The sequence below is a fragment of the Variovorax sp. EL159 genome, from assembly GCF_900100965.1.
In the GTDB taxonomy this organism is placed as follows: Bacteria; Pseudomonadota; Gammaproteobacteria; order Burkholderiales; family Burkholderiaceae_C; genus Variovorax.
Genome location: NZ_FMUJ01000009.1, coordinates 140,542 through 154,488 on the forward strand (window position 1 = coordinate 140,542; position 13,947 = coordinate 154,488).

The 13,947-nt window shown below is 66.6% G+C and carries 13 protein-coding genes; 9 read left to right on the forward strand and 4 right to left on the reverse strand.

Translation table 11 applies throughout. The features are described 5' to 3' along the window. Nucleotides 1-13 precede the first annotated feature (13 nt). The 4 genes from urtD to BLQ28_RS29670 all read left to right on the forward strand — a co-directional run bounded on the left by urtD (nt 14) and on the right by BLQ28_RS29670 (nt 3,442). Nucleotides 14-757, forward strand: coding sequence for an urea ABC transporter ATP-binding protein UrtD (gene urtD, locus BLQ28_RS29655; RefSeq protein ID WP_093246913.1), 744 nt, complete (start codon nt 14-16; stop codon nt 755-757). 358 nt (nt 758-1,115) lie between these two features. Beyond that, nucleotides 1,116-1,805, forward strand: a complete 690-nt coding sequence (gene urtE / locus BLQ28_RS29660; RefSeq protein WP_093246987.1) for an urea ABC transporter ATP-binding subunit UrtE — start codon at nt 1,116-1,118, stop codon at nt 1,803-1,805. 37 nt (nt 1,806-1,842) lie between these two features. Further along, entirely contained in the window at nt 1,843-3,075 is a 1,233-nt protein-coding gene (fmdA, locus tag BLQ28_RS29665; RefSeq protein WP_093246914.1) for a formamidase, read from the forward strand. A gap of 25 nt (nt 3,076-3,100) precedes the next feature. After that, nucleotides 3,101-3,442, forward strand: a complete 342-nt coding sequence (locus tag BLQ28_RS29670; RefSeq protein WP_093246915.1) for an FmdB family zinc ribbon protein — start codon at nt 3,101-3,103, stop codon at nt 3,440-3,442. Here the strand turns inward: BLQ28_RS29670 and BLQ28_RS29675 are convergent. Together BLQ28_RS29675 and BLQ28_RS29680 are read right to left on the reverse strand one after the other, a co-directional pair. Then, a complete protein-coding gene (locus BLQ28_RS29675; RefSeq protein WP_093246916.1) occupies nt 3,439-4,836 on the reverse strand; it encodes a sensor histidine kinase in 1,398 nt (465 codons plus the stop codon). The two genes, BLQ28_RS29670 and BLQ28_RS29675, sit on opposite strands and share 4 nt — an antisense overlap. Continuing rightward, nucleotides 4,833-5,501, reverse strand: coding sequence for a response regulator (locus BLQ28_RS29680; RefSeq protein WP_093246917.1), 669 nt, complete (start codon nt 5,499-5,501; stop codon nt 4,833-4,835). The genes BLQ28_RS29675 and BLQ28_RS29680 overlap by 4 nt, the downstream gene beginning before the upstream one ends. 170 nt (nt 5,502-5,671) lie before the next feature. Here BLQ28_RS29680 and BLQ28_RS29685 point away from each other — a divergent pair, with 170 nt between their 5' ends. The 4 genes from BLQ28_RS29685 to BLQ28_RS29700 all read left to right on the forward strand — a co-directional run bounded on the left by BLQ28_RS29685 (nt 5,672) and on the right by BLQ28_RS29700 (nt 12,235). Next, nucleotides 5,672-6,844, forward strand: coding sequence for an efflux RND transporter periplasmic adaptor subunit (locus tag BLQ28_RS29685; protein ID WP_143012603.1), 1,173 nt, complete (start codon nt 5,672-5,674; stop codon nt 6,842-6,844). Further along, nucleotides 6,841-10,014, forward strand: a complete 3,174-nt coding sequence (locus BLQ28_RS29690; protein ID WP_093246918.1) for an efflux RND transporter permease subunit — start codon at nt 6,841-6,843, stop codon at nt 10,012-10,014. Before BLQ28_RS29685 ends, BLQ28_RS29690 begins: the two co-directional genes overlap by 4 nt. Nucleotides 10,015-10,057: 43 nt before the next feature. Beyond that, the gene (locus tag BLQ28_RS29695) at nt 10,058-11,623 is read left to right on the forward strand and encodes an efflux transporter outer membrane subunit (protein WP_093246919.1); all 1,566 of its coding nucleotides are present in this window, start codon (nt 10,058-10,060) and stop codon (nt 11,621-11,623) included. Between the two features lie 261 nt (nt 11,624-11,884). Continuing rightward, nucleotides 11,885-12,235, forward strand: coding sequence for an alpha/beta hydrolase (locus tag BLQ28_RS29700; RefSeq protein WP_093246920.1), 351 nt, complete (start codon nt 11,885-11,887; stop codon nt 12,233-12,235). An 84-nt stretch (nt 12,236-12,319) separates the two neighbouring features. Here the strand turns inward: BLQ28_RS29700 and BLQ28_RS29705 are convergent, their stop codons facing one another. Both BLQ28_RS29705 and BLQ28_RS29710 read right to left on the reverse strand, forming a co-directional pair. Beyond that, nucleotides 12,320-12,607: a hypothetical protein gene (locus BLQ28_RS29705; RefSeq protein WP_093246921.1), complete on the reverse strand. Its 288-nt coding sequence runs from the start codon at nt 12,605-12,607 to the stop codon at nt 12,320-12,322. 108 nt (nt 12,608-12,715) lie between these two features. After that, nucleotides 12,716-13,399: a class I SAM-dependent methyltransferase gene (locus tag BLQ28_RS29710; protein WP_093246922.1), complete on the reverse strand. Its 684-nt coding sequence runs from the start codon at nt 13,397-13,399 to the stop codon at nt 12,716-12,718. 176 nt (nt 13,400-13,575) lie between these two features. Between BLQ28_RS29710 and BLQ28_RS29715 the strand changes: the two genes are divergently transcribed. Then, on the forward strand, nt 13,576-13,929 hold the full coding sequence (locus tag BLQ28_RS29715; RefSeq protein ID WP_093246989.1) for a hypothetical protein: 354 nt from the start codon (nt 13,576-13,578) through the stop codon (nt 13,927-13,929). Nucleotides 13,930-13,947 lie beyond the last annotated feature (18 nt).

The window sequence follows — 13,947 nt, forward strand, 5'->3', positions numbered from 1 at the left end:
CCGGAGCACCCTCATGAGCAACACAGACTTCGCGCTCGCGGTGGAAGACCTCACCGTGTCCTTCGACGGCTTCAAGGCCATCGACGACCTCACGCTCTACATCGACAAGAACGAGCTGCGCGTCATCATCGGCCCGAACGGCGCGGGCAAGACCACGCTGCTCGACCTGATCTGCGGCAAGACACGCGCCAGCGCCGGCAGCATCAAGTTCAGGAACACCGAACTCACGAAGATGGCCGAGCACAAACGCGTGCGGCTGGGCATAGGACGGAAGTTCCAGACGCCCTCGATCTACGAGAACCTTTCGGTGTTTCAGAACCTCGAGGTTTCATTTCCGAAGGGCCGTTCGGTGTTCGGCGCGCTGGCTTTCAAGTGCGACGAAGAGGTCCGTGCGAAGGTGCAGACCGTGGCCGAAGACATTGGCCTTGCCAACAAGCTCGACACCGAGGCAGGATTGCTGAGCCACGGCCAGAAGCAGTGGTTGGAGATAGGCATGCTGCTGATGCAGGAGCCCGAGCTGCTGATGCTCGACGAACCCATTGCGGGCATGAGTGCGCGCGAGCGCGAGCTCACGGCCGACTTGCTCAAGCGCATCTGCCAGAACCGCGCGGTGATCGTCATCGAACACGACATGGCCTTCGTCAAGCAGATCGCGCACAAGGTCACCGTGATGCACCAGGGAAAGATCCTCGCCGAAGGGCCGATGGAGAAGGTGCAGGCCGATCCGAAGGTCATCGACGTTTATCTGGGGCACTAGATGGCTGCTCGCTTTTCCATTGGCCACGTTCTGTTTGATTCGCGCCGTTCAGGGCGCGACCACGCCGACGGGGTGCCTTGCTCCGCGAATGTCCCCCGGCCTTCGGCCTCCTCCTTTATTTCGCTGCGCAAGGCACCCCGCCAGCGTGATCGTTGTTCACAGCGGTCGTGTACTGGCCGCAAACCGGCAGCGTGCCCAGGTGCGCAGAGCACCGGGTGCTCCCCGCAGCGAAATAAAGGAGGAGGGGCGCAGCCCCGGGGGACATTCGCGGAGGGGAGTACCCGGTGATCTGCGCACACGCCCCGAACGACAGCACCCGAAGCAAACACAAAGCGGAGCCACAGAGATGAGCAGCATCATGTTGAAAGTAGAAGACCTGTACGTCGCCTACGGCCAGAGCGAGGCCCTGCACGGCATCTCGTTCGAGGGCCATGCCAACGAAACCATCGCCATCATGGGCCGCAACGGCATGGGCAAGACCACGCTGTTCAAGAGCCTCATGGGCGTGCTGCCCCTGAAGAGCGGGCGCATCGAAGTGGCGGGCAACGACGTGTCGCGCGACGAGAGCTTCAGGCGGGTGGCCAAGGGCATTGCGTACGTGCCGCAGGGCCGCATGATCTTTCCGACGCTCACGGTCGAAGAGAACATCCAGACCGGCTTGGAGAACTCGAAGACCCGCCGCATCCCCGAAGAAATCTATGCGCTGTTCCCCGTGCTGTGGGACATGAAGAGCCGCAAGGGCGGCAACCTCTCCGGCGGCCAGCAACAACAGCTTGCCATTGCGCGCGCACTCGTCACCGACCCCAAGGTGCTGCTGCTCGACGAGCCCACCGAAGGTATCCAGCCTTCGATCATCAAGGACATCGCGAAAGCGCTCAACGAAATCCGCAAGCTGCGCGGCATCACCATCGTCGTCTCCGAGCAGGTGCTCAGTTTCGCGATGGACGTGGCCGACCGGCTCTTCGTCATCGAAGGCGGGCGCCTCGTGCACGAGACCGCGCGCGACAAGACCGATGTGGACCGCATCAAGGCCTATCTCTCCGTTTGATTCTTCCGTTCAACCACCACCCAAGGAGCCATTGCAAATGACGGACACGCTGATCAAGGTTGACCTCTCGAAGTCGCCCACCGAGAACGAGAACATCCACAACCGCTGGCACCCGGACATTCCGATGGCCTGCTGGGTCAACCCGGGCGAGGACTTCATCCTCGAAACCTTCGACTGGACCGGCGGCTTCATCAAGAACAACGACAGCGCCGACGACGTGCGCGACATTGACCTGAGCACCGTGCACTACCTCTCGGGCCCCGTGGGCGTGAAGGGCGCCGAGCCCGGCGACCTGCTGGTGGTCGACCTGCTCGACATTGGCGCCAAGCAGGACAGCCTCTGGGGCTTCAACGGCTTCTTCTCGAAGCAGAACGGCGGCGGCTTTCTGACCGATCATTTTCCCGAAGCGCAGAAATCGATCTGGGACTTCAAGGGCATGTTCACCAGCTCGCGCCACATCCCGCGCGTGAACTTCGCAGGCCTCATCCACCCCGGCCTCATCGGCTGCCTGCCCGACAAGCCGATGCTCGACATGTGGAACGAGCGCGAGAAGGCGCTCATTGCCACCGACCCCGACCGCGTGCCCGGCCTTGCCAACCCGCCGTTCGCCGGCACCGCCCACATGGGCAAGATGACCGGTGAAGCCCGCGCCAAGGCTGCAGCGGAAGGCGCGCGCACCGTGCCGCCGCGCGAACACGGCGGCAACTGCGACATCAAGGACCTGTCGCGCGGTTCGAAGGTGTTCTTCCCCGTGTACGTCGATGGCGCAGGCCTCAGCGTGGGCGACCTGCACTTCAGCCAGGGCGACGGCGAAATCACTTTCTGCGGCGCCATCGAAATGGCCGGCTGGGTGCACATGAAGGTCACGCTCATCAAGGGCGGCATGGCCAAGTACGGCATCAAGAACCCGATCTTCAAGCCCAGCCCCATCACGCCGCAGTACAACGACTACCTGATCTTCGAGGGCATCTCGGTCGACGAGAGCGGCAAGCAGCACTACCTGGATGTGAACGTGGCCTACCGCCAGGCCTGCCTGAACGCCATCGAGTACCTGAAGAAGTTCGGCTATTCGGGCGCGCAGGCCTATTCGATCCTGGGCACGGCGCCGGTGCAGGGCCACATCAGCGGCGTGGTCGATGTGCCCAACTCGTGTGCCACGCTGTGGCTGCCGACCGGCATCTTCGACTTCGACATCAACCCGAATGCGCTGGGTCCGATGAAGATGCTCGACGGCAGCGTCGACATGCCGCTGTCGCACGACCTGCGCTGAAGAAGAAAGCACGGAGCCAACGACCATGCCGACCTACGACTACGCCTGCGGGCAATGCGGCGGCTTCGAGTCGCTGCGGCCTTCGGTCCAGCGCGACGAGCCGGCCGCGTGCCCCGATTGCGGCACCGCCTCGCCGCGCGTGCTGTCCGCCGCGCCGCGGCTGGCGCTGATGGCCTCGGGCACGCGCCGCGCGATCGAAACCAACGAGCGCGCCCGGCACGAGCCGGGCAGCTCGCGCGACTACGCGCGCTTCAAGCACCCGGCAGGGTGTGGCTGCTGCAGCTCAAGCAAGCGCGGGGCGACGGTGACGGCGCCCAACGGTGCCAAGTCCGCGCCTTCGCGGCGGCCGTGGATGATCAGCCACTAGCCGAGGGCTGCCGCTCGTTCGTTGCTGTCCGGGAAGCGGATCGTCACGCAGGTGCCACCCGAGGCGCTGCGTGACAGCACAACGGTCGCATCGTGGATCTCCGCAATGTCGCGCACGATCGCCAGCCCCAGGCCGCTGCCTTCGCCTTCCACGTGCTGGCCGCGCACGAAGCGCTCGAACACGGCTTCGCGCCGGTCGTCGGGCACGCCGGGCCCGTTGTCGGACACGCTCAGCGACGGTTGCGCGGCATCGAATTCGATCAGCACCTGTCCGCCCGGCGGCGTGTAGCGCAAGGCGTTGTCCAGCAGGTTGCCGAGCGCTTCGCTGAACAGCTCCGGCTGCAGCGGCACCACGACCGGTTGCGCCGGCGCATCGAGTTCCAGCGTGACCGACCGCGCGGCCGCGAATTCGAGAAAGGTGCTGCCCACGTCATGCGCCAGCGCCACGATGTCGGTGGGCACGAAGCTCAGGTTGCCGCGCACTTCGGGGTCGAGCCGGCCCAGTGCCAGCAACTGTTGAACGAGGCGCGCGGTGCGCTGCACCGTGTGGCCCAGCTCGCCCAGCACCTGCCGGCTGCCGGCGAGGTCGCCCGCTTCGGCTGCGCGCGTCACGCCCAGTTGCAGGCCGGCGAGTGGCGTGCGCAGCTGGTGCGCCACGGTGGCCGCGAACTGCTGCTCGCGCGCCAGCATGGCCCGGATGCGCGCCAGCAGGTCGTTCAGCGCGGTCGCGAAGGGCATCAGCTCGCGTGGCATGTCGTCGGCGGCAATGGGCTGCAGCGAGGCGTGCGAGCGCTCGTTCCAGCGCGCAGCGATGGCTTCGAGCGGGTTGAGCGTGCGGCGCACCGCGAAGCCGATGGCGGCGGCGGCGGCCAGCAGCAGGGCACCCACGGGCACCAGCATCATCAGCACCTCGTTCTGCGCGCGTTGCCGCTTGCGGGTGGTTTCGGCTACCAGCACCTGCACGTGGTTGTCTTCGCCCGCACCCGGAACCCGTGCCGCCGCCACGCGCACGGGGTGGCCGGCGTAGAAGGCATCGAAGGCCTGGCCGGCGCGGTAGCTGGCCAGCCGCGTGCCGGTGTGGGGAATGCCGTGCTGCCCGGCCAGCAGCTGGCCGGACTCACTCACGCTGAAATAGACCTGGTCGATCTCGTCGTAGCCCAGCACGGCTTCGGTGGAGGCCGGCAGGTCGATGCGCGCCTTGCCATCGACGAAGCGCACCTGCGAGGCCACCGAGCGGGCGGTGTCCAGCAGCCAGCGGTCGAAGGCCTTGTCGGTCAGGCGCTGCGCGGTGAAGGTGCCGACCGCGCCGGTGGCAGCCACCACGGCCAGCAGCGGCAGCATGAGCCAGATCAGCAGGTCGCGGCGCAGCCACCAGGCGCGGCGCGTGCCGCTCACGATTCAGCCTCCAGCACGTAGCCGAAGCCGCGCAGCGTGCGGATCGCCAGCCCGGAGCCGGCCAGCTTGCGCCGCAGCCGCGAGACGTACACCTCGGCTGCGCTGTCGCTGACCTCCAGGTTGCGCTCGGCCAGCGCGTCGATCAGTGCGCGCTTGGGCACGAGCCTCGGCGCGCGGCGCACCAGCAGGCCGAGCACTTCGAACTCGCGCGGGAACAGCACGAGCGATTGGCCGGCGATGTCGACGCGGCCTTCGTTGCCGTACCAGGTGAGCTGGCCGTACTGCACGAAGTCTTCGCGGGAGCGCTGGGCGCGGCGCGTGAGCACTTCGACGCGCGCATCCAGTTCCTCGACGGCGAAGGGCTTGACCAGGTAGTCGTCGGCACCGGTGCGCAGGCCCTCGACGCGGTCGGCCACGCGGTCGCGCGCGGTCAGCACCAGCACCGGCGTCGTGCGGTCGGTGCGCCGCAGCCGGGCCAGCCATTGCAGGCCGTCGCCGTCGGGCAGGCCGAGGTCGAGCACCACGAGGTCGACCGCGCGCAAGGCGAGCGCGGCATCGGCGGCCTGCAGGGTGCCCGCCACGTCGACCGCCCATGCGTTGCGCTCCCAGCGAAGAACCAGTTCATGCGCAATGACGGCATCGTCTTCGACCAGTAGCAGGCGCATCGCTTCGGCAGTTCAGGCAGAGAGAGAAGAAAGAAGAAAAACGGAAAGAGGGGGCTTGGCCTTCGGGCTGCATCGCGGGCATTGATAGGTTTTTGCAAGCTTGCAAACCTAGGCTGATGAGCACTATCAGTTTAACGGTGCCGTGTCGTGTCGCGGTGCCTGGAATCCGCATGAACAAGAAATGGACCGTGCCGGCCTTGTCGGGGCTTTTTGTCGTCTCCTGCACCGCATGGTTTCTCTGGGCACGCAGCCCGACGGAGTCGCGCGCCAGCACCGAACGGCCGGTGCAGCCCGCCACCCAGTTGGGCGCCGAGACGCTGCGCTACGCGGAGGGCGCGCCGCAGCTCACGATGATCGGCACGCAGGCGATACCGCCTTCGCGCGTGCCGCTGGGCGACGTGCTGAGCGCGCGCGTGACCTATGACGAGGACGTGACCGCGCGCATCGGCGTCGGCGTTTCGGGGCGCATCGTCGACATCAAGGTGTCGCCGGGCGATGCGGTCAAGGCGGGACAGGTGCTCGCCGAGATCGACTCGCCCGACTTCGGCACCGCCGCCGCCGACCTGAACAAGGCGAAGGCCGACGAAGAGCGCAAGCGCCTGGCCGTCGAGCGCGCGCGAGACCTGGTCTCGGGCGATGCGATTCCGGTCAAGGAATGGGAGTCGATGCAGTCCGACCTGGCGCAGGCGCATGCCGAGACGCAGCGCGCCGAGCAGCGGCTGAAGAACCTCAACCCGCGCGGCCTGCCCATCAGCGGCCAGCGCGTGAAGCTGACCAGCCCGATCGATGGCGTGGTGACCGACCGCACGGCCACGCCCGCGCTGGAGGTGAGCCCCGGCCTGGCCGCGCCGCTCTTCGTGGTCACTGACCCGAAGCGCCTGTGGCTGATGATCGACCTGCCCGAGAAGCTGCTGGGCCGCGTCAAGCTCAAGAGCGACGTGAGCGTGGAAAGCGACGCCTTTCCCAACCAGCAGTTCATGGCGAAGGTCGTGCAGCTTGGCCAGGTGGTCGACATCAACACGCGTCGCGCCACCGTGCGCGCGGTGCTCGCGAACCCGCTGCAGGAGCTGCTGCCCGAGATGTTCGTGCGTGCCCGCGTGCTGCAGGCCGGCGGCATGGGCGTGCGCGTGCCCAACAGCGCCATCGTCAACCACGGCGTGTACGCCTACCTTTTCGTGCAAGAGGCGCCCGGCGAATTCCGCCGCCGCAAGATCGCGCTGCTGACGCAGGGCGGTGACGCCAGCTACGTGGGCGAAGGCCTGCAAGGCAGCGAGCAGGTGGTCGTGAAGGGCGCGCTGCTGCTGGACGCCGAACTCACCGCACGCACGGGTGACAAGTCGTGATCGACCGGCTGATCGCGTTCTCGCTCACGCAGCGGGTGTTCGTGCTGGTGCTCGTCGCGGCGTTGATGGGCTTCGGCGCCTATGCGTTGTCGAACCTGCCCATCGAGGCCTTCCCGGATGTGCAGGACGTGCAGGTGCGCGTGATCTCGCAACTGCCGGGGCAGGCACCCGAGGACATGGAGCGCACCGTCACGCTGCCGATCGAGCGCGAGGTGTCGGGCATTCCCAGGTTGTCGAACGTGCGCTCCGTCACCATGACGGGGCTGTCGATCGTCACGCTCACTTTCGCTGACGGCACCGACGACTACTTCGCGCGCCAGCAGGTCACCGAGAAGCTCTCGACCGTGACGCTGCCGACCGGCGTGCAGCCCCAGCTGGCGCCGCTGTCCACCGCGGTGGGCGAGATCTATCGCTACACCATCGAGGGCGGTGGCCTGTCCGATGCGCAGGTGCGCACGCTGCAAGACTGGACGGTGCGCCCCTTCCTGCGCATGACGCCGGGCGTGGCCGACGTGGTGAGCTTCGGCGGTGCCATCCGCGAATACCAGATCGAGGTCGATCCGCTCGCGCTGCGCAAGTACCAGGTCACGCTGGACCAGCTCAACCAGGCCATCGGCAATGGCAACGGCAGTGCCGGCGGCGGGTTGATGCGGCAGGGCGATGCATCGCTGGTGGTGCGTTCGGCCGGCCTGTTCGCGAGCCTGGCCGACATCCGCAACGTGGTGATCGCCTCGCGGCAGGGGCGGGCCATCACCGTGGCCGACGTGGCGGAGGTGCGCGCGGGCGAGCGGCCGCGCTTCGGCATCGTGGCGGTCGATGCGCGCGACAGCGTGGTCGAGGGCATCGTCTCGATGACCAAGGGCGGCAACCCCGCCAAGATCAACGCCGAACTCAAGGAGCGCGTGGCGCAGCTGCAGGCCAAGCTGCCCACGGGCGTGCGGATCGTGCCGGTGTACGACCGCACCGAGCTGGTCAGGCACACGGTGTCGACCGTGGCCGAGAACCTGGTGGTCGGCGCGCTCTTGGTGATGGCGGTGCTGATCGTCTTCCTGTCGAGCTGGCGGGCGGCGCTGATCGTGGCCACCGTGATTCCGCTGGCGCTGCTGTTCGCGTTCATCCTCATGAATGCGCGCGGCGTGTCGGCCAACCTGATCTCGCTGGGCGCGGTGGACTTCGGCATCATCATCGACAGCGCGGTGGTGATCGTCGAGGCGCTGATGGTGCGGCTGGCGGCCAAGGCCGCGACCGACATCGCATCGCCCGAGGCCCGGCACCAGCGCATGGGCGTGCTGCATCGCACCTTGTCGGACCTGGCGCATCCGGTGCTGTTTTCCAAGGCCATCATCATCCTGGCCTTCGTGCCGATCTTCACGTTCCAGCGGGTCGAAGGAAAGATCTTCACGCCCGTGGCGCTCACGCTGAGCTTTGCGCTGCTGGGCGCGGTGCTGCTGACCTTCACGCTGCTGCCGACGCTGCTGTCTTACGCCTTGCAGCGCCGCACGCTGGCCGAGAAGCACAAGCCGTGGCTCGACTGGCTGCAGATGCGCTACCGCCGTCTGGTGATGTTCACCATGCGGCGCGGCCGCATCACGCTGATGCTGTCGGCGGTGCCGGTGGTGCTGGCACTGCTGCTGGCGCCCCGGCTGGGCAGCGAGTTCTTGCCCAAGCTCGATGAGGGCAACATCTGGCTGACCATCACGCTGCCCACCTCGGCCGCGCTGGAGACCACGAAAGAAGTGGAGCACGTGGTGCGCGCCAAGCTGCTGGGCTACCCCGAAGTGGCACGCGTGATCGCGCAGGTCGGCCGGCCCGATGACGGCTCCGACCCGAAGGGGCCGAACAACCTGGAGATATTGGTCGATCTCAAGCCGCGCAGCGAATGGCGCTTCAGCTCCAAGGAAGCGCTGGTGGCCCACATGTCGAACAAGCTCGATGCGATCCCGGGCATCAGCGCCAACTTCTCGCAGGTGATCCAGGACAACGTGGAAGAGGCGCTGTCGGGTTTTCGCGGCGAGATCGTCGCCAAGATCATCGGCAACAATCTGGACATCCTCGACGACAAGGGCGCGGAAGTGGCGTCGGTCATCAAGGGCATCCGCGGCGCGACCGACGTCGACGCGACGCGCATCGGCGGGCAGACCGAGGTCGTCATCACGCCCGACCGGGCGCGGCTGGCGCGCTATGGCCTGGCGATCAACGACGTCAACACGCTGGTGAACCAGGCCATGTCGGGCACTTCGGTGACCGGCTACTACGACGCCGACAAGCGCTTCGACGTGGTGGTGCGCGTGGGCGAGAAGAACCGCAACAATGTCGATGCCATCGCCGGCCTGCAACTGGCGGTGCCGGGCACGCAAAGCGGCAACGGGCCGGGCACGATCGCGCTGGGCGACGTGGCGTCGGTCGAGGTGCGGCAGGGGGCGTCGCGCATCTTCCGCGAGTCGGGTTCGCGCATGGTGATCGTCAAGGTCAACCTGCTGGGCCGCGACCAGGGCAGCTTCGTCGAGGAAGCGCAGCGCACGGTGGCCGATCAGGTCAAGCTGCCGCCCGGCTACGAACTCACCTGGGGCGGCCAGTTCGAGAACTCGCAGCGCGCGGCCAAGCGGTTGATGGTGATCGTGCCGCTGACGGCGCTGCTGATCTTCTCGCTGCTGTTCTGGGCCTTCCGCTCGGTGCGGCTCGCGGGGCTGGTGCTGGGCATGATTCCGTTCACGCTGGTGGGCGGGTTGGCCGCGCTGGCGCTGGCCGACCTGCACCTGTCGGTGTCGGCGGCGGTGGGCTTCATCGCGGTGGCGGGCATCTCGGTGCAGAACGGCGTGATCCTGGTTGAGGAGGTGACGCAGCGCGTGCGCGAAGGCTCGGCCGTGGCGCGTGCCATCGTGGAAGGCGCGGCCGTGCGGCTGCGCCCGATCCTCATGACCGCGCTGATGGCCGGGCTGGGCCTGTTGCCGGCGGCGCTGTCGCACGGCATCGGCAGCGAAACGCAACGGCCCTTTGCCTGCGTGATCGTCGGCGGCATCGTCAGCGGCACGCTGTTCACGCTGCTGGTGCTGCCGCTGGCCATCGGCATGTTCGGCAATTTCTACGACGAGGCGGAAGAAGAAGAGGCGGCGCGAAACAAGAAGAACGCCCCGGCCGGTCCTTCGCCCGAACCCGTTGCCGGTCATTGATGCGATGGCACGCGGAGCAACCTCATCCATGCAAACAATCCCGATGAACCGATCGACAAGGCCGGGCCTCCTGCACACCGTGGCGCTGGCGAGCGCGATGCTGATGGCCGGCTGCGCCGTGGGCCCGGACTACGTGCGCCCGACGCTGGCGGCGTCGAATGGCTTCTCGCCGAAGCCGCTGCCCGAGGCGACGGCTTCGGCGCCCGTGCCTGCAGGCGAGGCGCAGCGTTTTGATGCCACGCGTGACATCCAGGCCGACTGGTGGACGCTGTTCGGATCGAAGCCGCTCGATGCGGTGGTGCGCAAGGCCTTTGCGGCCAACCCGACGATCGAGTCCGCACAGGCGGCGCTGCGCGTCGCGCAAGAGAACGTGCGGGCGCAGCGGGGCTTTTTCTTTCCGTCGGTGCAGGCCAGCTATTCGCCGGCACGCACCAAGATCGCGGGCAATCTCGGTGGCAATTCACCCGGTGTGCAAGGCAATGGAACGGTGATCAGCACCACCGCGAACACCCCCGCCAAGGACGGCGGCACCGCGCCCTTCAATGCACCGGTGATCTACAACTTTCACACGGCGCAATTGACCGTGGGCTACACGCCCGACGTGTTCGGCGGCAATCGGCGCCAGGTCGAGGCGCTGCAGGCGCAGGCGAGCTACCAGCAGCTGCAGCTGGAGGCGACGTACCTCACGCTGGCGGTCAACGTGGTAGCCGCGGCAATACAAGAAGCCTCGCTGCGCCAGCAGATCGCAACGACGCGCGAGATCATCGAGGTCAACACCCAATCGGTCGCGCTGCTGCAGCGGCAACTCAAGGCCGGGTACGCCTCGCGGCTGGACCTTGCCGTGCAGGAGAACGCGCTTGCACAGGCCAACCAGTTGCTGCCGCCGCTAGAGAAGCAGTTCGAGCAGACCCGCAACCTGTTGCGTGCACTCACGGGTGGTGTGCAGGACGTGGAGTTGCCCGAGTCCTTCGACCTCGCGTCGTTGACGCTGCCGCGCGAATTGCCGCTGAGCCTGCCTTCGCAGCTCGTGGCGCAACGCCCCGACGTGCGCGCCGCAGAGGCGCAGTTGCAGGCGGCGAGTGCGCAGGTCGGCGTAGCCATCGCGAACCGGCTGCCGCAGTTTTCCATCGACGCGACATGGGGCGGCGCTGCCAGCCGCTTCGGCCAGATGTTCCTGGACTCAGGCCGCTTCTTCAGCCTGGCCGGCAACATCACGCAGCCGTTGTTCGATGGCGGCGTGCTGCGGCATCGCCAGCGCGCGGCCGAGGAAGAACTGCGCCAAGCCGACGCGCAGTACCGCGCGACGGTCATCACCGCCTTCCAGAACGTGGCGGACACCCTGCAGGCGATCCATGCGGACGCCAGGGCATTGCAGGCGACTGTCGAGCTGGAACGCACGACGAAGACGTCGATGGAACTGATCCGCCGGCAACTGGGCCGTGGCTACGTGGATCGCCTTGCGCTGCTCACGGCGGAGCAGGCACATCACCAGGCCATGCTCGCGCTGGCACAGGCGCAAGCCACGCGGCTGGGAGACACTGCCGCGCTGTTCCAGGCGCTGGGCGGAGGATGGTGGAACCGGGAGGCGGCAGCACCTTCCGGTGAATGACGTGCGCGCTTCGGGGGCTGTCGCGCATGTTGTTTCATTGTTGTTGAAGGTGTTTGTATTTGTTGCGGCGCCTCTTTGACGGAGGCTGGTAAACCCCACCTGCTTCATAGGAGAAAGTTCGGGCAACCCCTATTGACCCGCAGCTTTTCAAGGGCTGCATTGTTTCAATCCTGTGAACGCCGTGGTTCATTTCGCAAGCGTTTTTTGATGCGCTTCAGGCTCACACTTCATCTCACCAACCAACCCCTGAAGGAGATTGAAATGAATGCCTCGAAGATCCTCGCTGCTGCTGCTCTCTCGCTCCTGGCTGCTGCCGGAGCACATGCAGAAACCTATGACGGCGTGCACACCGTGAACTCCACGATCTCGCGTGCCGATGTCGCATCGCAAGCCGTTGTCGCCGCACACGCTGGCAACGTCTACGGTGACGGCTCCACCGCTGGCGCACAACCCTTCACCTCGACGGCCGACCGCGCTGTCGTTCAGGCTGAAGCCGTTGCCAAGGCTCACGACCCGCTCGCCAGCCTCGACCGCCGTGCGTTCTACCGCGACGAAGTGCCGGCCGCCTACAAGAAGCCCAGCGTGTCGTTCACGCGCCAGGCTGGCCTGTAAGCCAAGTCCGCAAGCCGACACGACACGTCGGCTGCACAAAGAACAAACGGGCCCTCGGGCCCGTTTTTTCGTGGGCGATCCGGATCAGGCTTCGATGCGAAAGGCCACGGGTTTGCCCGCACGCTCGGCGCGCAGCAGATCGCCTTCGATCCGCATGCCGGTCCATGTGCCGGCAACGCCGTCGTGGCCGATCAGTTCGATGCTGTCTTCGGAAAGAAACCGGTAGCGAAAGAGCGGCGCGCACACGGGGCCGTCGCTGACACCGGTGATCGCGCGAACGAAACCATTCGACTGGAACCAGTAGGTCTCGACTTCGCTGTCGCTGTCGGCGACGAGTTGCAGGCGCGATTCGGCGGGAATGATGGAGTGCATCGGATGGTGGGGCTTGAGGTGAAAGTGCTCATCGGCATTGCATTGATGCGCAACGAAGCACTTCTTCTCAGTACGTTTCGCGAGCGGAAAACGGCCGAATATAGAGCCTCAACCGCCGATCCGCTTGTAGGTCAGCAATCGTCCCCGATAGGCCAGGTTTTCCGCGGTCGCGAGCCGGTCGAGCCGCTCTTCGCACATGCCGAATCCTTCGTCGGCCATCTGCCGATTGAAGGCCGCGCGGTTGCCCCGGTCGGGGTCGACGATCCACACCTCGGCGGCGGGGCTTGCGTGGCGGGCGATGAAGGCGGCGAGCAGTCCCTTTGCGTCGCGCTCGTAGAGCAGGTCGCTGCCGATGATGAGGTCGTACACGCCACGCACGTCGCCATCGGCGCCGGTCTCGCGCATGCCCCAGTGGCCGCGCCGGTACTTCATCGGCGGCAGTGCATTGAGTCGAAGGTTCTCCAGCAGAAAACCGGCGGTGAGCGGATGGCAGTCGCTGGCGGTCATGTCGTTGCCGCGGCGATGGCCGACGAGGCTCGCGAGCGCAAGGCCGCAGCCGATCTCGAGCACGCGTGCGCCGATCACGACCGGATGCACGGCCATGCGCGCGGCCAATTGCGCACCGGAGGGCCACAGCAGCCCGAACATGGGCCATGCGGCCGAAGAAATGCCCTGTGCGGCGGCTGTGCCGAGTGGGTCGGAGAACTGCTGGCGGTCGAGCAGCGACCGGATGACGAGGTCGTCCGCGCCCGCGATCGCGATGCGTTCCAGCTTGATTTGGTAGCCCGGCATCGGAAGAGGAGCGGGGCCTCGCGTGCGAGGCCTCGAAGCAGCAAAGGTGAGGCAGTATGCGTGCCGGCCGGTTCGGCGTACGTGCAAAGGCCTTCTCACACGGTGCTAAGCGAGTTCTCACAGGCCGGTAAGTGCAGCGTCCTAGAGTGAAAGCGTCATCACTCATGGAGACTTTCATGAAAGTTCGTATCGCTACCTTGTGCATCGCGGCCGTGCCGGCACTGGTGCTGGCTTCGTTCGCGCATGCGGGCGGGCGTGCCGACCCCGACTATCCGCAGATCTCGCACTCGACCCAATCGCGCGACGCAGTGGCCGCGGATGCGGTGCGTGCCAACACGGGCATTCATGCGACCGAGATCGCCGAATCGCAGGTGGCTCCATTGATGGGCGGTGCCGACCGTGCGCAGGTTCAGGCCGAGGCGGTGCGCGCCAACAACGGCATCCACCCGACCGAGATTCCCGAATCGCAGGTGCTGCCGCCGGTGGCATCGGCACACATGTCGGCGCCTTCGACAGTGAGCGGCGAATAGGCCGCGAACATGCGGTGC

Excerpts from the sequence above, each read along its gene's own strand:
- urtD (WP_093246913.1), top strand. The coding sequence starts at position 14 with ATGAGCAACACAGACTTCGCGCTCGCGGTGGAAGACCTCACCGTGTCC.
- urtE (WP_093246987.1), top strand. The coding sequence starts at position 1,116 with ATGTTGAAAGTAGAAGACCTGTACGTCGCCTACGGCCAGAGCGAGGCC.
- fmdA (WP_093246914.1), top strand. The coding sequence starts at position 1,843 with ATGACGGACACGCTGATCAAGGTTGACCTCTCGAAGTCGCCCACCGAG.
- BLQ28_RS29670 (WP_093246915.1), top strand. The coding sequence starts at position 3,101 with ATGCCGACCTACGACTACGCCTGCGGGCAATGCGGCGGCTTCGAGTCG.
- BLQ28_RS29680 (WP_093246917.1), bottom strand. The coding sequence starts at position 5,501 with ATGCGCCTGCTACTGGTCGAAGACGATGCCGTCATTGCGCATGAACTG.
- BLQ28_RS29685 (WP_143012603.1), top strand. The coding sequence starts at position 5,672 with ATGAACAAGAAATGGACCGTGCCGGCCTTGTCGGGGCTTTTTGTCGTC.
- BLQ28_RS29695 (WP_093246919.1), top strand. The coding sequence starts at position 10,058 with ATGAACCGATCGACAAGGCCGGGCCTCCTGCACACCGTGGCGCTGGCG.
- BLQ28_RS29700 (WP_093246920.1), top strand. The coding sequence starts at position 11,885 with ATGAATGCCTCGAAGATCCTCGCTGCTGCTGCTCTCTCGCTCCTGGCT.
- BLQ28_RS29705 (WP_093246921.1), bottom strand. The coding sequence starts at position 12,607 with ATGCACTCCATCATTCCCGCCGAATCGCGCCTGCAACTCGTCGCCGAC.
- BLQ28_RS29710 (WP_093246922.1), bottom strand. The coding sequence starts at position 13,399 with ATGCCGGGCTACCAAATCAAGCTGGAACGCATCGCGATCGCGGGCGCG.
- BLQ28_RS29715 (WP_093246989.1), top strand. The coding sequence starts at position 13,576 with ATGAAAGTTCGTATCGCTACCTTGTGCATCGCGGCCGTGCCGGCACTG.